Annotated in this window: 20 protein-coding genes and 3 pseudogenes; 16 read left to right on the top strand and 7 right to left on the bottom strand. The window is 67.5% G+C overall.

Going from position 1 to position 17,405, the window contains the following annotated elements:
• Positions 1-28: 28 nt before the first annotated feature.
• Positions 29-880 (top strand): annotated as a pseudogene (gene dprA / locus OHT52_RS06380) (DNA-processing protein DprA); the annotation flags it as partial.
• A gap of 255 nt (positions 881-1,135) precedes the next feature.
• On the top strand, positions 1,136-1,747 hold the full coding sequence (locus tag OHT52_RS06375) for a TRADD-N-associated membrane domain-containing protein (protein WP_328719163.1): 612 nt from the start codon (positions 1,136-1,138) through the stop codon (positions 1,745-1,747).
• Between the two features lie 111 nt (positions 1,748-1,858).
• Here OHT52_RS06375 and OHT52_RS06370 read toward each other — a convergent pair whose 3' ends face one another.
• From OHT52_RS06370 to OHT52_RS06355, 4 genes are all read right to left on the bottom strand, one after another.
• Positions 1,859-2,047: a hypothetical protein gene (locus tag OHT52_RS06370; protein ID WP_328719162.1), complete on the bottom strand. Its 189-nt coding sequence runs from the start codon at positions 2,045-2,047 to the stop codon at positions 1,859-1,861.
• A gap of 480 nt (positions 2,048-2,527) precedes the next feature.
• Positions 2,528-2,725 carry a hypothetical protein gene (locus OHT52_RS06365; protein ID WP_328719161.1) on the bottom strand — a complete coding sequence of 66 codons (198 nt, stop codon included), beginning with the start codon at positions 2,723-2,725 and terminating at the stop codon, positions 2,528-2,530.
• A gap of 511 nt (positions 2,726-3,236) precedes the next feature.
• Positions 3,237-3,539 carry a hypothetical protein gene (locus OHT52_RS06360; protein WP_328719160.1) on the bottom strand — a complete coding sequence of 101 codons (303 nt, stop codon included), beginning with the start codon at positions 3,537-3,539 and terminating at the stop codon, positions 3,237-3,239.
• Positions 3,536-3,769: a hypothetical protein gene (locus OHT52_RS06355; protein ID WP_328719159.1), complete on the bottom strand. Its 234-nt coding sequence runs from the start codon at positions 3,767-3,769 to the stop codon at positions 3,536-3,538. Before OHT52_RS06355 ends, OHT52_RS06360 begins: the two co-directional genes overlap by 4 nt.
• 110 nt (positions 3,770-3,879) lie before the next feature.
• On the opposite strand from OHT52_RS06355, the gene OHT52_RS06350 reads away from it, so the two are divergent.
• Positions 3,880-4,116, top strand: coding sequence for a GntR family transcriptional regulator (locus OHT52_RS06350; RefSeq protein WP_328719158.1), 237 nt, complete (start codon positions 3,880-3,882; stop codon positions 4,114-4,116).
• 36 nt (positions 4,117-4,152) lie between these two features.
• Here the strand turns inward: OHT52_RS06350 and OHT52_RS06345 are convergent, their stop codons facing one another.
• The 3 genes from OHT52_RS06345 to OHT52_RS06335 all read right to left on the bottom strand — a co-directional run bounded on the left by OHT52_RS06345 (position 4,153) and on the right by OHT52_RS06335 (position 5,708).
• Positions 4,153-4,350, bottom strand: coding sequence for a hypothetical protein (locus OHT52_RS06345; RefSeq protein WP_328719157.1), 198 nt, complete (start codon positions 4,348-4,350; stop codon positions 4,153-4,155).
• 458 nt (positions 4,351-4,808) lie between these two features.
• On the bottom strand, positions 4,809-5,006 hold the full coding sequence (locus OHT52_RS06340; protein WP_328719156.1) for a hypothetical protein: 198 nt from the start codon (positions 5,004-5,006) through the stop codon (positions 4,809-4,811).
• A 390-nt stretch (positions 5,007-5,396) separates the two neighbouring features.
• Positions 5,397-5,708, bottom strand: a complete 312-nt coding sequence (locus OHT52_RS06335; RefSeq protein WP_328719155.1) for a hypothetical protein — start codon at positions 5,706-5,708, stop codon at positions 5,397-5,399.
• Positions 5,709-6,146: 438 nt separating this feature from the next.
• Here OHT52_RS06335 and OHT52_RS06330 point away from each other — a divergent pair, with 438 nt between their 5' ends.
• The 13 genes and pseudogenes from OHT52_RS06330 (at position 6,147) to OHT52_RS06275 (ending at position 17,390) form a co-directional block, all read left to right on the top strand.
• A complete protein-coding gene (locus OHT52_RS06330) occupies positions 6,147-6,359 on the top strand; it encodes a helix-turn-helix domain-containing protein (protein WP_328719154.1) in 213 nt (70 codons plus the stop codon).
• A 157-nt stretch (positions 6,360-6,516) separates the two neighbouring features.
• Positions 6,517-9,069: a bifunctional DNA primase/polymerase gene (locus tag OHT52_RS06325; RefSeq protein WP_328719153.1), complete on the top strand. Its 2,553-nt coding sequence runs from the start codon at positions 6,517-6,519 to the stop codon at positions 9,067-9,069.
• A gap of 761 nt (positions 9,070-9,830) precedes the next feature.
• Complete coding sequence (locus OHT52_RS31435; RefSeq protein ID WP_443046509.1) at positions 9,831-10,022, top strand: helix-turn-helix domain-containing protein; 192 nt, start codon at positions 9,831-9,833, stop codon at positions 10,020-10,022.
• On the top strand, positions 10,019-10,357 hold the full coding sequence (locus tag OHT52_RS06320) for a hypothetical protein (protein WP_328719152.1): 339 nt from the start codon (positions 10,019-10,021) through the stop codon (positions 10,355-10,357). The genes OHT52_RS31435 and OHT52_RS06320 overlap by 4 nt, the downstream gene beginning before the upstream one ends.
• 127 nt (positions 10,358-10,484) lie before the next feature.
• Positions 10,485-10,739, top strand: a complete 255-nt coding sequence (locus tag OHT52_RS06315) for a hypothetical protein (protein ID WP_328719151.1) — start codon at positions 10,485-10,487, stop codon at positions 10,737-10,739.
• A 409-nt stretch (positions 10,740-11,148) separates the two neighbouring features.
• Positions 11,149-11,628, top strand: coding sequence for a hypothetical protein (locus tag OHT52_RS06310; RefSeq protein ID WP_328719150.1), 480 nt, complete (start codon positions 11,149-11,151; stop codon positions 11,626-11,628).
• 358 nt (positions 11,629-11,986) lie between these two features.
• Entirely contained in the window at positions 11,987-12,238 is a 252-nt protein-coding gene (locus OHT52_RS06305; RefSeq protein WP_328719149.1) for a hypothetical protein, read from the top strand.
• Positions 12,239-12,560: 322 nt separating this feature from the next.
• Entirely contained in the window at positions 12,561-12,938 is a 378-nt protein-coding gene (locus OHT52_RS06300; protein ID WP_328719148.1) for a hypothetical protein, read from the top strand.
• Between the two features lie 59 nt (positions 12,939-12,997).
• Positions 12,998-13,198, top strand: a complete 201-nt coding sequence (locus OHT52_RS06295; protein ID WP_328719147.1) for a hypothetical protein — start codon at positions 12,998-13,000, stop codon at positions 13,196-13,198.
• A 63-nt stretch (positions 13,199-13,261) separates the two neighbouring features.
• A pseudogene (locus OHT52_RS06290) lies at positions 13,262-15,121 on the top strand (recombinase family protein); the annotation flags it as partial.
• A gap of 153 nt (positions 15,122-15,274) precedes the next feature.
• Positions 15,275-15,652: pseudogene (locus tag OHT52_RS06285) on the top strand (DNA-processing protein DprA); the annotation flags it as partial.
• A gap of 250 nt (positions 15,653-15,902) precedes the next feature.
• The gene (whiG, locus tag OHT52_RS06280; RefSeq protein ID WP_328719146.1) at positions 15,903-16,739 is read left to right on the top strand and encodes an RNA polymerase sigma factor WhiG; all 837 of its coding nucleotides are present in this window, start codon (positions 15,903-15,905) and stop codon (positions 16,737-16,739) included.
• Between the two features lie 93 nt (positions 16,740-16,832).
• Positions 16,833-17,390, top strand: coding sequence for a TetR/AcrR family transcriptional regulator (locus tag OHT52_RS06275; protein ID WP_328723635.1), 558 nt, complete (start codon positions 16,833-16,835; stop codon positions 17,388-17,390).
• Positions 17,391-17,405: the final 15 nt, after the last annotated feature.

Genomic DNA, 17,405 nt, shown 5'->3' with positions numbered 1-17,405 from the left:
CCAGCAGGGCCTTCCGCCGGGGAGCCCTCTGCCGGGGGGCCGGGAGGCGACGGGGGGCGGGGGTACGGCTCCGGGGAGGCCCGACGCCGAGCGCCTGGCGCGGGTCGCGCTCACCAGGATCGTCGAGCCCGGCGACGAGCGGGCGGGCCGGTGGCTGCGGACGCACGGACCCGCCGAGGTGCTGCGTCGCCTGACCGCGTACGACGGGTCTCCCCAGACGCTGCCCGGTATGACGGCGGCCCGGCTCGCCGGTTACCGGATGCGGGCCGCCGTGGCCGACCCGGAAGCGGACCTGGAGGCCGCGAGCCGGGCCGGCGGGCGGTTCGTCGTCCCGGGCGACCCGGAGTGGCCCGGTCAGCTGGACGACCTCGGCGACGCCCGCCCGGTGGGGCTGTGGATCCGGGGCGCCGCGGACCTGCGGCTCTGGGCGTTGCGCTCGGTGGCGGTGGTCGGTGCGCGGGCCTGTACCCCGTACGGCGCCCACATGGCCGCGACGCTGGGCGCCGGGCTCGCGGAGCGGGGCTGGGTGGTGGTCTCCGGCGCCGCCTTCGGCGTGGACGGCGCCGCGCACCGGGGGGCCCTGGCCGCCGGCGGCGCGACGGTCGCGGTCCTGGCGTGCGGGGTGGACGTGCCCTACCCGCGCGGCCACGCGGAGCTGATCGGCCGGATCGCGCGGGAGGGCCTGCTGGTGGGGGAGCTGCCGCCGGGCACCCATCCGACCCGCAGCAGGTTCGTCCTCCGCAACCGCGTGATCGCCGCCCTGACCAGGGGCACCGTCGTCGTGGAGGCCGAATACCGCAGCGGCTCCCTGGTGACCGCCCGGGGCGCCCAACGGCTCGGCCGCTCCACCATGGGGGTCCCCACACCCATTTCCGGGGGTGCCGCTCTGGCTCCGATCCGGTTCCGGGTGGCCATCGCCGCCTGAGCCCCAGTCTTCGCCCTCGCCCTGGCGCTACGCTGATTCAGATCGGCGTAGCGCCAGTTGATGTGAATCGGGGGCCTCAGGTTGGCGACAGATAGAGAAGACAGACCCACAAGTTCCCTCTTCGGGGTCACAGGCTCCGACGAAACGGGGCAAGTTACTCAGGATCGGCTGCAAGCTGCGACGCAAAACGCGCTGGAGACGCTTCGGAACATGATGCGGGACAGTGCCAACACCACCGAGGTGCGCCAAGAGGTCTCGAACGGTCAGATCGTCAACGTACAGCTGGGCACCAACACAACGGTCCACACCCCCAGCGATGGCCACCCCACCCTGGCTGAACAGCGGCAGGAATTCTTCTTCGACTTCTTGAAGCACTCGCTCAAGCAGGCCGAGTGGACGTTCCGGCTGAGCGTGTGGTTCATGGCTGGTGGCGCGGCCATCATTCTGACTGCGGCCGTCCTTGGCCTGGTGCACGCCGGAAACCCGGACCTCAGTTACCTTCCGATCGTGACGTTCCTGACGGGCGCACTGATCACGGGCGGCGGCGGCGCGCTGGCGGTTCACGCTCGGCGGGCCAGGGCTCACGTCACAGAGCAGGCCGACCGGATGGACGTCAAGATCGACCTGGACCACAAGATGGAGACAGCCACCACCTTCATCGATCGCGTCGACGATCCGGCCGTGCGTGATCGGCTCAACTCGGCCGCTGCCATGAAGGCGCTCGACATGCAGTCGACTCCCGAGGTGATGGTCGACCGTCTCTTGCCCGAGCGGGACAGCCGCCCGCCGGGCGAGATCGAGCCCGGCGGCGCAGCCCGCTGAACACCGCGAGGCCCGGGAGGGCATTCTCCCGGGCCTCGCGGTGTTCAGCGGGCCCGGGAGGCCGGGGCGGGGTCTCGTGCGCTCCGTGGTGCCACCGGAGGCCGGGACGGCCTATGCGGTGGGCTGGGAGTGCACTCCCTCCGGCTGTTCTTCCTCGGTTTGCTCCTGCTTCAGGTCACGCCAGGCAATCCGAGCACGACGTGCCGAAGCGAAAACGTCCGGCAACTGGTCGAGGAACCCTCGGATGGCGAAGAGCAGGATCGACAGCACACCGAAGATGGCGAGGATGCCGAGCGTCACGGCCGCGTCCAACAGTCTCAGTACCTTTCAGGCAGGTGACCGAGCCGGGTCTCTTGCGCAGGGCATTCGTCAGCTCGGCCACGGTGAAGTGGCTCGAACCGAGAAGCCCCACGCTCGACGCAACGCTGGGTGTCTCAGTGGCCGAGGCGGGTGCGCTCGGCAATACGGTGGTTCTTCATAGAGCTGTAGCGAGTCGAAGCTCCTCAAGCGACCTTGCGAGCCGACATCGATTGGATGTGACCAGCGGGTATCCGACCCGCCTGCCTCATCCCGGTCTCGCGCCTCCTGGAACGCCCTGCACCATCTGGATGCAGATCACAAGAAGCGAAGCAAAGGGCTTCGACTGCATGCGAGAGCTTGCAACCTCCCACACGCAGAACTGATAGTAAGTCAAGCTTGGGTGAGAACGCAGCTCGATCCTCCATAAAGCGAGCCCCGTCTCAGTCGAGTTGACTGGACGGGGCTCAGCTTCCTTGCGGCCTACGCCGCGAGGGGCGGCTCCTCCTCGTTGTCGGGCGCAGGCGGTTCGTCCTGCACGACGGGTTCGCCCTCCTTACCCCGGAAACGGCGCCACGCGGCGCGGGTCTGAGAGGCGGAATCCAGCAAGCCAGACACCTGATCCAGGGCGACCTTCAACGCGATGAGAATCGCGGCCACAGAGGCGATGGCGACAGTCACGGCCGTGTCCAACGGTCTCGAACCTTTCAGTTACGGGTGACCGAGGCAGGGCTCATGCTCAGGGCATTCGTCAGCTCGGCCACAGCAAGGTGGCTGAACTGAGAAGCCCTGCTTCCGACGCATCGCCGGGTATCTCAGACGGTCAGGCTCTCGCCCAACCGGTGAATCAGTACTCGAAAATCCCCTGAACAAGTATCAGTAGCCATGGTGATGATGACCCGGCGTCGGATGGCCTTCAGTGCCGTGCAGTTGGCAGCTATCAGGCCCGTCGGGTCGCTGTCCTCTGGAACGCCCCGCATATCGGATGCGGATCGCAGAGGCAACCACATGATCTTGTCCGCTACCCAGGCAGAAGAGTTCGCAGCTTCCGCCGCCTAGGTATCTCTCACGAGGATAGCGCCCCGTGCCTTAACTGTCGCCCTGCGCAGCGGGGTTGCTCTCTGGCCTGCTGAAACGCGGAAGCCCCGCACCGGAGAAACCGATGCGGGGCTGCGGACTCGGCCGGAACGGCCTACGTGGAGGGGGCGGCCCCGGTGAGGTCTTCCCAGCCGAGGTCGGCGGCCACTCGCGCCGCGTCCCTGTCAACCACCGTGGTGCCTGTCGTTCGGCGGACCTGGTGGCCACCCGCCCTCGCTTGAATCAGCAGCGATTTGAGCTTGGCGTCGTGCCCGGGAGCGAAGGTGCGTTTGGTCGTGGCCGTGCAGTCGGTTGTCGTCTGCTGCCATACCTTGTCGCCCTCGGTGTTCTCGTGAACGAGGACCAGGAGCGAGTAGCCGGAGCACTCGCAGGGCTTGGCGGTCTCAGATGTCGTCATGCGGTTGCCCCCACAGGTCGAATACGGTCGAGCGGCACATCCCACTCAATACCCCCGCCCTGGGGGCGCATGAACGCCTGACGGCTGACCACCCGCCCGCCTTCCTTGAGTCGTTCCTCGACGACGCCGACCAGGTGGCCCGTGCGCTCCGAGATCGTGTCCTCGACCAGGGTCCCCACCGGATACGGCAGGGCCCCGTGGCTCAACGTCGTCGGTGGCTTCTCGTTCATGGCGTCCGTCCCCTCGTCGGTCTGACCAGCAGGTATCGCGATATCGCGATGTCGCGTGATCGCATATTACTGCGGTAGCGCGGGTAACGGCGTGCTCTTACGGTCAAAGGGTGACTGGGGATCTTGACCGAAGCCGACCGATCTGGCGCCAGGTGGCCGCGACCATTGAGGCGCGCGTGGCCGATGGCACCTACCCGCCGGGCAGCCGCGTGCCGGGCATCGTGGACCTGAGTGCCGAGTTCGGCATTGCCACGTCGACTGCCCAGAAGGCGTTGGCGCATCTGCGGACGGCCGGCGTCGTGCGCACCGAGTTGGGCTTGGGTACCTTCGTCGCCGACGCAAGGTGACGAGGTCCCGGGGGAGGCCCCGGGACCTCCGAGCCCTCAGAGCACGCTGATCGAAGTGAGTGCCACTAGGCACAGCGTCAGCGCGCCCCCGAAGACGCCCCCGCCGTACAGGATTGCGGGTCCCTTTGGGGTGTTCGGCCGGTGGCTGATTAGAGCCGCCACCATGCCGACGATGACTGAGAACAGAAAGCAGACCGCGAAGACGAGCAGCTTGACGCTCAGGGAGAGATTCAAGGGTCCGAAAACCTTTCCGGTGATCGGACCGTGGCACGTCAAGCCTCAGCCGACCACCACGCTGAACACGTGTTGATCTTGCTGAGGCCCACCGACGCTGGGGCTCATCTCCCGCTGGCACCCCGTTTAGGTGCCCCACTTCTCCCGTCAAGCCTGTCGCAGGCTGCGCTAAAGCTGGGGCTCTACCCCTGCTATGCCCCTAGCCGTCGGTGCCGGTGGCCGCCCTGCGGAGTTCTTAAGGCTCAACTTTACCAAAGGCGCGGCGTCTTGACGTGGCGCCCGAGTGAGAGCCCGCGCGGGCGCGCCCCGCGCCTCGTGCTGGCGGGTACGGTTCCGCGAGCCCCGGGTGAGCACCAGAGGCCACCGGAGCCCCCACGGGAGGCCGGGACAGGGCGCGCAGTGTCCGCTGGCCGGAGCCCCGGACGGCCGGCCGTGGCCTCCGGGGCTCCGATGCGTTCTCAGAGCACGCTAATCGTGGACAGCACGGCCAAGCAGAGAATCATGCATCCAGCGAACGCCCCGCCGCCGGAGAGCACCGCGTCACCGAGCGTCGCGCCTGAGGCGCGATTGATCCACGCGGCCACCATGGCCACGATGATCGAGACCAAGGCGCACATGGCAATGATCAGCACCTTGACACCGAGAGTGATTTTCACTTCCGACCTTCCCGTTTCGGGTGGTGATCGGAGTCCGTGGCACGCAGCCCTCAGCCGACCACCACGTGTAAAGACGTGTGGTCCTGCTGAGGCCGTGCCGACGTTCAGGCTCTCGGTGCCTTTCCAAGGCTGACTTGGATTACTTCACCCTCTGACTGTGCGCCCTGCTGAACGCCTAGCTTTGGTTGTACGTCACGAGGAAGCTTGCTCGAGATCGCTGGACCCTCTGTGGCCCATCCATGTCTGCGATGCGGTCCGAACTGGATCCATCAACTGAAGACGGCCAGCTACTCAACCTACGGGGGCGTCGGACACCCCGCTCGCAGCACGAACAACGTTACCTGAAACAGAGGGCGTTGAGTGACCGGGTGGTCACAGCACCGTCAACGCTCAGCGCCTTCCTGTGTCAACTTCGCGCTTCAACAGGACGACGTACCAGGCGATAGCGCCGATGACCGAGGTAACGCCGAGGAGGATCATGATGAGCCCAATCCGTGCAAGCACGGACAGAACCGGGTCGCCCGCCTTGGAAGGGTCGTCACAGTGCATGGCTGTTCCACCGTCCAGGGGACAGCTGAGGGCGTCACCGGCAATCGTGAACAAGATGCCTCCGACGAACAGGTTCACGAACATCGAGGACCACAGGGCCAAGGCTCGCTTGGGGTGCCGGGCCGCCCACCGTTGCATCGTCGTCTGCCGCATAGAGTCCCCCTCTGGATAGCGTTGGCACATTAAAGCTCGTGAAGTCCACGGGGGCCCTCCCCGGACTTCGTGCTGGCGGGTACGGCCGCACGCCCCGGGTGAGTACCAGAGGCCGCCGGAGACCCCACGGAAGCCCGCCGCTGGGTATGCCGCCGCAGCGCGCTGGGCCGCAGCGCCGCCCCCTGTCGTGTTGAACCCCGCAGTCGCGGCCGGCCGTCACCACCCGTGTTGAAAATCGTCACCTCTCGTGACAGCCGCGGAAGGGTCGGGAACTCCCTGCGTGCTTGCGCAGTAAGCAAATTGTGCGCGGCTCGACCCCCGTGTTTTTCTGGGATCAGCCGGGCGGCTCAGCCCCCGGTCAGGCCCCCGCTTCGGCGGCGCGTGCCGAGGTTCCCGCTTTGGGCGGCTCTCCCACTTCACACCTATGACAGGACCGTCATGCCTGCACGCACATTCAGCCCAGACGCGTTGCGCCGGATTCGGCGTGATCGCGGGGTGACTCAGCGGAAGTTGGCGGCCGAGATCGGCCGTGACTTCACCACGGTCAGCCAGTACGAGACCGGTCGGTGCGCGCCCTCGGTCGGCACGCTGGCCACCATCGCCGCTGCCCTCGACGTCCGCCTGGATGACCTCGTCAAGGCTGCCGCGTGATAGCCGACGAGGCACGCCCCATGACGGACGCCGAGCGTCGTCGGCTCATACGACTCCTGTTCGGCCCCCGGCCGACCGAGTCGAAGTAACCCACCCCAAACACAGTTCGGCCCCGCTCGGTCTGCCAACCGGCGGGGCCACGAAAGGAACTGTCGTCATGATGATTACAGCATCCAGTTTCCCCGCTCAGCAAGTGGTGTCCGACGAGGCCGCCGACAGCATCCGCCAGCACTGGGCCAAATACGCCGACCAGGGCCTGACGATCTTCCCCCTCAAGAAGGGCGGGAAGAACCCCGGCACCGACTTCGGCATCAAGTGGCAACAGGACTGGGTGCAGGCCGGACGGGCCACCTTCCCTGACCTCGCCGACACCTACGAAACCGGTACGTACGGCCTCTGGCTGGCGACCGGCCAGGTGAGCAAGCGGGTCGTCCTGGACATCGACAGCCCCGAGGCCGAGCGGTATTGGCGCGAGAAGCTTGGCGAGGCCGTCTACAACCGAGCGCTCAAGGTCACGTCCGGCCGCGCCAAGGGCAACTTCACCGGGCACCACCTTCACTTCCGCATTCGTGAGGACGACGACCGGGCATGGTCTGGCCACTCCTGCGACGGCAGCGACGGCGACAGCAGCCGGAACGGGACCGGGGCGTACGACTTCCGGGCGGACGGCGGGGGCGTGGTCATGCCGCCGAGCATCCACAAGACGGGCGTCCGGTACGCCTGGCTGGCCGGTGAACTCCAGGACGCGCCCGAGTGCCTGCGCAAGGAAAACCAGCCGAAGCGCGTCAGGACGGGCGATGGCCGGAGCAGCGGATCGGTCGTGACCGACGACCTGTTGAAAGCACCCGACGACCCCGGACGCGGTAACAACTGGCTCTCTCGGGTGGGCGGTTACTTCGCGCGGACCGAGCGCCGGAACTACGAGCGGTACATCGCCATCTTGCGAAACCTCAACTGGGCCAGCACCGACCCGATCGAGGAGGGCGACTTCAACAGGACTGCCGAATCGATCTGGGCGGCCGAGCAGCAGCAGGGCGACCGGCACGAGCAGGCGAACGGCTGGCTCGTCGGCGACGGCGAGCGCCTGTTCACTCTGGTGGAGGTCGGCCAGGGCGACGAGAAGAAGCTCGTTCCGGCCGAGTGGTCGAACTTCGATATCAAGGTGACGGGCATCGCCACCCGCGCCGACGGGACTCGGACCTACGACCTCGATATGACTGTCGACGGCCGGACGATCCGGGACATCGAGTTTGATCCCACCATCATCTCGCAGGAGGCCCGGCTTACCGGATGGCTCGCCGCTCGCGGCGCGCTCGTCCTGGCCGCGCCCTTCGACAAGTACATGAGCTACCCGCAGCGGGTCCGGCTGGCCAAGTACCTCATGAGCCAGGCCGCACCCGAGTCGCTGATCGTGGACCACCTTGGATGGAGCAAGCAGCACAAGCAGTACGTCACCAACACAGGCGTGATTCTCGCTGGAGCGGCCGAGGAAGCCCGGTTCAACGGCGTCCGGCCGCATCGTGACGCGGTGCGTGACGCCAAGGTGCGGTACGGATTCGAGGCGACCCCGGCTGAGGCCGTCGAGATCCTGCGCGAGGTATTGACCTGGCACGACGAAGAGGCAACCTCGCTCATCGGGGCGTGGCTGATGATGGTGATTCTGCGGGGTCAGTACACCGAGCACGTGAAGCCGGGTCTCCAAATCGACGCACATAGCGGCTCAGGTAAGAGCACGTTGATGCGGATGGTGCTCCAGCTCATCGGCTACACCCGCAAGGGCGGCAACTGGACCCGGGCAGCTCTCGAAGACGCGCTGGCGGCCAACCTCAACGGCGTGGTGTGGCTGGACGACAAGGAGATTTCCGAGGAGTTCCAGACCATCATCCGGCAGGCATCCACGGGTGGTGGCAAGCAGAAAAAGCGCGCCGGAGAAGGCAGCGAGGACGGCGGACGCGATTACGTCGCGGCCACGGTCATCACGTCGGAAGGCATGCCGGACACCTGGAACACCCAGCAGGCCAACCGAGACCGGTTCATCCGGATCGGGCTGCCCAAGGTGACCGACCGGATGAGCCTCAAGGACCCGAGCCGCCAGCAGATCGAGGACATCAACGAGCTGTGGGGCGTGAGGTGGGGCGAGGACTTCACCCGCGTTGCCGGATCACTGACGGCCGAGGTCCTCACGCACATTGACGCGGTGGAGCCGATCCGGGGCGGATCGCGTGAGGAGCAGAAGTACGCACTCCTCCGCAACGGCGCTCGGGTGCTGGCCCGGGTGCTGGATGACGAACGCCACCCCGCCCGGGTGGATCAGTGGATCGGCAAGCAGGGCAGCCGGGGCAACGCGTCCACTGTGACCCTGGAGGCCATCCCCACTGTGTGGCGGAGCCTCGGGTTTCCGGTGAGCGCCGGAGTCGACGGCAAATGCATTCCGGTAGCGGTCTACCGGGACGGCGAGGACGGGTCGTTCTGGGTCAACGCGGCAAAGCTGGCCGACGCATTCGCCACCCTCCCGGATGGCAAGGGCGACCGGATGAAGGCGCTGATGAGCCAGACCGGTATCAGCAACGAGCTTCGGGCGATTGGTGCAGGACCGGGCGAGAGCAAGCGCACGGGGCTTTATGGGAAGGGCGCTGTTCTCAAATACCGCGAGATCCCCGAGCGGTACACCGAGGAAATCCACCGGATTGCGACGGGTGACACGGAATAGCCTCGGCTGTAGCGGCCAGCACCGCTACAGCCACCGCTACAGCACCGCTACACAGCCAAAACAGTGACGGCGCGTTAATTAGCCCGAGATGCAAATTGCTTGTAGCGGTCTCGTAGCGGTGCTGTAGCGGGAGGTACCGCTACGGCTCTCTGGCCGGTGAGAGGGGTTTGTAGCGGTGTAGCGGTCCTAGAGAACAGTTTTTTGGGGGTGTGGGTGTAGCGATAACTCCTCGTGGTTTTTCCTGGGAGAGGGGGGTGTGCGCGCCGGAGGACCGCTACACCGCTACGCCGTCCCGGACAAGTTGTCAGAACAGCAAAACGGAATGCCGATGGCGGGTCATGAGAGCTGAGGCCCAGGACAGTACTCCGGAGACCACGAGAGCGGCCGGGCGGCACGAGGCCCCGGGGCGGGCCCAGAGGCCACGGGAGGTACGGCCGGGGGCCGGGACGACACCAGGGCGCGGCGGCGAGTGGCCCCGGAGGCCGAGCCTAGTAACGACGCGTTTCAAGCAATCACGGGAAGTAAGGCCGGCGGCGGGTTAACCCTGAACACGCCAGAGCCCCAGACCGGTTACTACGGTCTGGGGCTCTTTGGTGCACCCGCTGGGACGTCCTAGTCCCGGCGTCAACCCGCGCCATGCCCAGAAAATACCCCATGGGATACCTGTGTCTATTTGCGCGAGAGGCAAGGCCCAATGGGTATTCCAGAGGGAAATACCTGCCTGCTGGAATTGGGGTACGGCAGGGAGAGAGGAGGCCCGGATGTTCTCGGGTCAAAAGTTGCGGGCTGTAAGGGAAAATCGCAACATCTCGCAACGCAAGCTGGCCGCTCGGATGGGGGTTAGCGCCTTCTATCTTTCGAGATGGGAAGGCGGCCGATCCGCGCCGAACGGCGTGAACATGGTCCGACTCCTTCAAGTGCTCGGATGCGAATTGGAGGAGGTGACGGAATGAGTGGGCTCGTGAAAGCGGACGCGGGGTGGGTGGCCATCGAGAGCGACCCGGAATTCGGAATCAAGGTGCAGCGGGTGCGGTTCTTCGAAGTGGACGACGAGGGCGTCCGACCGCTGGTCAAGAACCGGGACGGCCTGATGGTCGAACCGAGCCACCGCACCACCGACGTGATCAGGGCGACGCCGATTAACACCCTGCGGATCACTGCGTTGCGGGAGCTGCTCCGACTCGCGGGGCGGGCCACCACGCAAAAGCAGATGAACGGCATTGCCACCGGTCAGGCGCTGATCATGCGGGGCCCGGTCGGCGAGGAGCTGACCGAGGGGCCCGGCTGACCGGTTTGACACTCATGCAGGTGGGAGCGGTTCAAGGTCTGAACGAGGACCTTACGCACGCCCGGCTCTCGCTCCGCACCGCGTTCCATTCGACAACCCGATCATCGAATAGCAGGAGGAAAACAGAATGCCGAACCGCGATTTCAGCCAGGTGGCGCAGGGACCGACGACGCCGGACGGACCTGGCGTGGACGAGATCCGGGCAGACCTGTACGGCAGTTCGTCGGTGGGAACGCACGCCCTCCGGGAGATCCGGCGGACGGCCGGGATCAGATCCGAGGTCCGGAAGGCGTTGCCGCCGCAGATCGACCCCGTGGCGGGCGAGCCGGTCCGGATCTGCGCCAGCGGCCGTACCGAGCGGCCCCCGGCCCCCAGCGCGTAGCCCCGGCGGCGGACGGAGCGCCTCTCGTCCCGCCAGGGCCCCACGGGCCCGGCCAGCCGCCGGGAGGTCCAGGGAGAGCCGCCCCGGAGCACCGCCAGAACGACACCTGATACGGGCGTGAGCCCGCCCGTTCCGGGTGGACCTCCGTCTGGAGATCCGCCGGGTCCGCCGGACCCACGCTGGCAGGTCCACCGGACCCGGTCTGCCAGATCTCGCGGACCCGCCACCAGGTCCGGACTCAAGGGCCAGATCCCATCCCCAGGTCCAGACCCTAAGCCCAGACCCCGCCCCCGGGGTCCAGATCTCCGGGCTTCCGGGTCCGGACTCACGGACCTCAGGTCCGGACCGCACTTGCCGATCTCGCACAGACCTGCGGCGAGATCCGATATCTCATCAAGGAGTAACCGCCGTGACCGAAGAAGACCTGATGCAGCTTGCCCGCCAGGCGATCGAGGACGGAGACACCGACTGGCTGAACGCCAAGGCCGCAGAGCTGGCCGCAGCCGACGAGCTTGCGAAGGAGGCCGCCGCGAAGGAGGCCCACCGCCAAGCCGTCAAGGCCGCAGCCGAGGAGGCCATCAGGGCCGAGGGCGTGACGCTCCCCGACCTGGGCCGCAAGTTCGATGCGGCGGTGGCCGCCCTGGTTGAGCTTGCCCGTGGAGCCTGCGCGCGCAACGAGGTGATCCGTCAGCACGCGCCGGGCATTCAGACGGTTGGCCTCGTCGATGCCGCGCCGACCCCCGCGCGGGAGCTGCTGGCCCGAGCGGTGGCCGTGGCCGCGAGCGAGGTCGGCACGCCGGACAACGGACTCAACCAGCTGGCCTCTGGGGTCGGGAAGTACTCCGGCCCCCTGCACCGCCAGACGCCCGTGGAGCTGGCCGTCCGGTAGGGCCCGTCCCGGGCGTCCGTGGTATCTCCCGCCGCACGAGAGATCCGCCCCGGCCTCTGGGCCCGCTGGCGGCTCTCAGGCTCTCGGAGATACCACGGGCGCCCTCGGCCGGCCGAAGGTTAACGACGCACGCTGAAAGGCCCGGGAGGGACCGCTCGTGACCACGCACAAAACGTTCAGGCCCGAATTCCGTACCCGTACCGGAAAGCGCGTCAGCTTCGGCGCGAACTACACCCACGACACCACCGCAAAGCGTCGCGCGGGATTCACCAAGAACGGCCGTTCCCGGGGTTCCGCCGTGGGCGCTGGCACGGTCGTCCGGCGTCCCCGCCGCTGGATTCCGTGGGCAGTGTTCGGCGTGAATTCTGCGGCAGCGGGCGGGGCGTACGCCGTTCACGAACTCGGGCCCGTACCCGGCGCGCTGGTGGTCGGCGGCGGCCTCTACTTCGCTTACAGGGTCGCCCGCTGGACCGTGGGGGAGGTGGCCCACTGGAGTGTCAAGTCCCGGCAGATCAAGGGGGGCGGGCAGGTGGCCGTGTTCGCCAGCAACGGCCTGCCGATCCCCCAGGCCCCGGCCGACACGGTCAACCACTCCGGCTTCCAGCGGTAACGAGCCGTAACGACTGGAACCGTAATCGCCGGAACTGGAACGCCCCTCCCATACCCCCTGTGCCCGGGCACATATGGGGTGGGAGGGGGGCGAGTTCCAGCTTCCAGCTTCCAACTTCCGACTTCCAGTCGTTACGAGAGGTGACGAGAGAGGCCCGTCACGTGCCGTGAATGGCGGTGCGCCAAAGCGTGGTCACGCCGATTCTTCTTGTCATTTTTATTTTGGTTCAATTTAGGAAATTGTGCGGCGCGCAAGTCCCGTGATTGGATTTTCCTGGCAATTTCGGCACGGTGTCGGAATTCTGGAACTCGGGAGTCTCAAAATGGCCGCCAAAAAGAATGCCGAAGCCGATAAGGGTGAACGCTGGGTGCCGTGCACCTGTTCGCAGTTCTCCACCGGGGACGGCAAGACCACCGGCTGCGTCGCCACCACCACGCGCCAGTTCGCCCCGGGTCACGACGCCAAGCTGAAGTCGTTCCTCATCAAGGCCGGTGCTGGGGCGCAAGAGGTCACCCGCACCCGGGACGGCATCGTCACCAGCGGCCAGGCCGCCACCATGGCGGACGGGTTCAAGTTCGGCTACATGGTGCAGGCCGGTGTGGCGCGGGCCAAGGACAAGGCCGCCGAGGCCGCCATCCGCGCCGAACGGAAGGCCGAGGAGCGCGCCGCCAAGAAGGCCGCCGAGGACGAGACCGCCTGACCACCACCCCGCCGCCGGGGTGGTCGGTTCAGCCACCCCGGCTCCCCTGAGGAGCCCCAGTGTTCAAGATCCAGTTCCGTAACTCGCGCGGCCGTCTGGTTTCCGCGCGGTGCAGCAACGCCGACACGATCCGCCAGATGGCCGACAAGGCCCGACGCGAGATGCCCGAGACGCACGAGCTGAGGGTGCGCCGGATGGTCATGGACGACGTGTCCGGCGACTTCATCTGGGCCGACTGCACGGCCGATTTCACCCGCTGACGGACGGCCCGACCGGGGGTGCCACCCCCGGTCGGGCCGAATGCTGAGAGACGAGACCCATCTATGAAGCAGAAAGACACAGACGCTCTCGATATCGCCTTGGGAGTAGTCGAGCGCACCACCGAGTCGGTCAGATTGCGGGCCGTCGCCTATGCCCGTGTGTCCACCGAGGAGCAGGCCAAGGGTTACGGCGTGCAGGCCGCCTTGAAGAAGATCACCCGATACATCGCGCGCAAGGACTGGGACCACGTTGGCACCTACACCGACGAGGGCGTCAGTGGCTCCCTGAAGGCCGCCGACCGCGAGGACCTCAGTCGGTTGATGGCCGACGCCCACCGCAAGCCGAAGCCCTTCGACATCGTGGTGGTGAGCGAGGGCCGCGCCATCGGCCGAACAGGCCGGGCGTTCTGGCAATGGGTGTGGGAGCTCCAAGACATCGGCATTTTCGTCGGCGTAGTAGAGGACGACTACGACAACAGCACCTCCGAGGGTCGCAAGAAGATGCGCCGCGATGCCGACTACGCGGAAACCGAGTACGAGGTGATCCGCAAGCGCACCCAGGGCGGGTTGCAGGAGAAGGCGGAGGAGGGAGGGTGGCCCGGTGGCCAGCCCCCCTACGGTTACGAGATCGCTTGTCAGGGCCAGAAGGGCAAGTCGCACCTCGTCCAGTGCGAGGCTGAAGTTCTGGTCCTCCGAGCCATGTGGGGGCTGGTTGTCGAAGACGGCGTTAACACGAACCAGCTGGCCGAGCGGCTCAACATCATGGGTCTCTTCACGAGGTCGGGCGTGCCGTGGTCGGCGGCCAACGCTCGGGCGAAGCTCCTGTCCGAGTCCACGCTGAACGCCCGCGTGATCTTCAGGAACCCCAACCGGACGAACGCGGGGCACGGCGCCAAGTTCGGCCGCGACGGCAAGCCGCTGAACGGTGACACCGTCATCATCAAGCTTGTCCCTATCTTTACGCCGGACGAGGTGGCCGCCCTGAAGCAGGCCATGGGGCGGCTGGCGAATGGCAAGCCGAAGTCGCAGCCGCTGACGTACCCGCTGTCGAAGCGACTGTTCAATGAGCACACGGGCTGTTTGTCGCACCACGTCGGCATGGCGCGGTCATCCCGGGCCGGCCGCTGGTACCGATGTTCAGGGTTGGCGGCTAAGCATCCCGGCGGCCCGGTGTGCACCTGCAAGATGGTGGACGCCGACGCGATGGAGTCGGCCGTCTGGGGCGAGGTCGTCAATCTGCTGGGTGACCCCGCGCGGCTCAAGTCGATGGCGGCTGAGTGGGTCGGCATGACCGAGGGCGACAAGGTGCAGCACGGTGACCGCATCGCCGACTTTGAGCGCCAGATCGCGAACCTGGACAAGGCCATCACCACGATGGTCACGGAGTACGCCAAGGCGGGCCTTCCGGCGTCGGCGGTCGCGGCGGCCACCGCAGCGCTCGCGGAAGAGCGACGCCAGCTCGCCGACCTGCGCAACGAGGCGACCTCATGGCTGGAGGAGACCGAGGCCACCGCCCAGCGCGCCCGCGACCTGGAAACGCTGGCCACTCTGGCGCGCACCCGGCTGGCGGACATGAAACCGTCCGAGCAGGCCGAGGTACTGGCCCTCCTGGACGTGCGCGTCACGATCACCGGCCCGGTTCCCAAGCCGAAGCTCGGTCTGTCCTGCTCGCTGGCCGAGTGGTTCACGGCTGCCAGGCGAGGGGTGCCCCCGGAGCTGACCGACGAGGCATGGGCGCTGGCCCAGCCCGTCGTTAAGGCGTGGGAGCCGCCGAATCACAGGCTCGTGCCGGGACGCCTGATGCTCGACGCGATGTTCTACAAGGCGAGGACCGGAGTCCGCTGGCAGGACTTGCCCGAGCGGTTCGGCTTGTGGAAGGGCATTCACACCCGGTACAAGACGTGGCGGACCTGCGGGGTGTGGGACGAGGTGATGGCCGCCTTGCCGGTGGACGGCCCCGGCTACCTGCCGATTCCTGAACACAACCTCGTGCCGCCGTTCCGGGTGGAAGGACGAGTCGACCCGCGTGTCCTGACGGGCGCCGATATCCAGGAAGAAGCGGTGGTCCCGGAAACAGGTGTCCCGGGGCCCGCGACCAGCTCACTGTCGGCCGGTGTCCACGAACTGCTGCGCGGCGAAGGGGTACTGGTCACCGACGCGGCCGAAGTGGTCGAACTGGTCGGCGAGATCGGCGACCTGGCCCCGCTCCGGCGCGGGCCCGTGCTTCCCAGGGACCTGCTCGGCCCGGTGGCCGCCGCGGTCCTGGACGCGCTGCCCCGCGCGGGGACCGCGCGGGTACGCGATGTCGCCCGTGCCGCGGGCACTTCGGCCGACGAGGCACTCGCTCGGCTGTACGAGCTGCACTCACTCGGGTTCGTCGAACGGGAGGGCGACACCTGGCGGTCGGCGCCCGCGCCGAGACCCAACGACGACACCCGGCGAGGCGGTACTTGACCTGGGGCATTCGGGTGAAAAGGTAAGCCGGGTGACCTCGGTGGTTCGTACGGCGCCACTCCCGGGGCCGAGGCGTACGGTGTCGGCCCCGGTCGTCCCGTACGCCCGGCGGGTGGAGCGCGCGCGGCACCAGCGCGCTCCGACCGCCCTCTCCGGACGCGCAACGCGACGCCTCAGTCACGCTACGCTCACATGTCTCCGCTCCCCACAAGTCCCCAGTACTTCACGGCAGAACGGCTCAAGGCACCACATGCCCCAGCACACCTCCGGGTCTGACCGCGCGGCAGTACCACCCGCTGCGCGTGGCACTGTGCGGCCCCCCGCCCCCTCCTCCCTCGAAGAGTTGTGGCGCACGTACAAGTCCACGGGAGACGAGCGGCTGCGGGAGCAGTTGATCCTGCACTACTCACCGCTCGTCAAATACGTCGCGGGCCGGGTCAGCGTGGGGCTCCCGTCCAACGTCGAGCAGGCGGACTTCGTGTCCTCGGGCGTCTTCGGACTGATCGACGCCATCGAGAAGTTCGACATCGAGCGGGCCATCAAGTTCGAGACATACGCGATCACCCGCATCCGGGGCGCGATGATCGACGAACTCCGGGCGCTGGACTGGATTCCGCGCTCCGTACGCCAGAAGGCGCGGAACGTCGAGCGCGCCTACGCCACACTCGAAGCCCAGTTGCGGCGCACCCCGTCGGAGTCCGAGGTCGCCGCCGAGATGGGGATCGCCCTGGAGGAACTGCACGCGGTATTCAGCCAGTTGTCGCTGGCGAACGTGGTGGCACTGGAAGAGCTGCTGCACGTCGGCGGGGAAGGCGGCAACCGGCTCAGCCTGATGGACACGCTGGAGGACACGGCCGCCGACGACCCGGTGGAGGTCGCCGAAGGCCGTGAGCTCAGACGGCTGCTCGCCCGCGCCATCAACACCCTCCCGGACCGGGAGAAGACCGTGGTCACCCTCTACTACTACGAAGGGCTGACGCTCGCCGAGATCGGCAACGTCCTCGGAGTCACCGAGAGCCGGGTCAGCCAGATCCACACCAAGTCGGTCCTCCAGCTGCGCGCGAAACTGGCCGACGCGGGCCGCTGAGCGGCCCGCGTCCACCGGACGCCGAGGTCGGGCACCTCGCGGGCGGCCCCTCCGCCGTACAGTGGAGCCGTGCCCAGGATTCGAGCGGCCTCCGTGGCCGAGCACCGGACCATGCAGCGCGGCGCCCTCCTGGACGCCGCGCGCTCCCTGCTTTCCGAGGGCGGGACGGAGGCGTTGACCTTCCCCGCGCTCGCGGAACGCACGGGCCTCGCCAGGTCGTCGGTGTACGAGTACTTCCGTTCCCGCGCCGCCGTCGTCGAGGAACTCTGCGCCGTGGACTTCCCCGTGTGGGCGGCCGAGGTCGAGAACGCCATGGCGACGGCCGGGACGCCCGAGGAGAAGATCGAGGCGTACGTCCGCAAGCAGCTCGAACTGGTGGGGGACCGGCGTCACCGAGCCGTGGTCGCCATCTCCGCGAGCGAACTCGACGCCGGGGCACGCGAGAAGATCAGGGCCGCGCACGGCGGGCTGATCACCATGATCGTCGAGGCGCTGGGCGATCTCGGGCACACGCAGCCGAGGCTCGCGGCGATGCTGCTCCAAGGCTCCGTCGACGCGGCGGTGCGCCGGATCGAGCTGGTGGTGGCCGAGGAGCCGGGCGTGATCGCCGAGACCGCCGTCGCCATGATCCTGCGCGGCGTCCGGGGCTGATCCCGCTCCGCAGCC

This window comes from Streptomyces sp. NBC_00247, assembly GCF_036188265.1.
Lineage (GTDB): Bacteria > Actinomycetota > Actinomycetes > Streptomycetales > Streptomycetaceae > Streptomyces.
The sequence above is the reverse complement of the archived record's forward strand: the minus strand, read 5'-3'. Positions and strand labels throughout refer to the sequence as shown.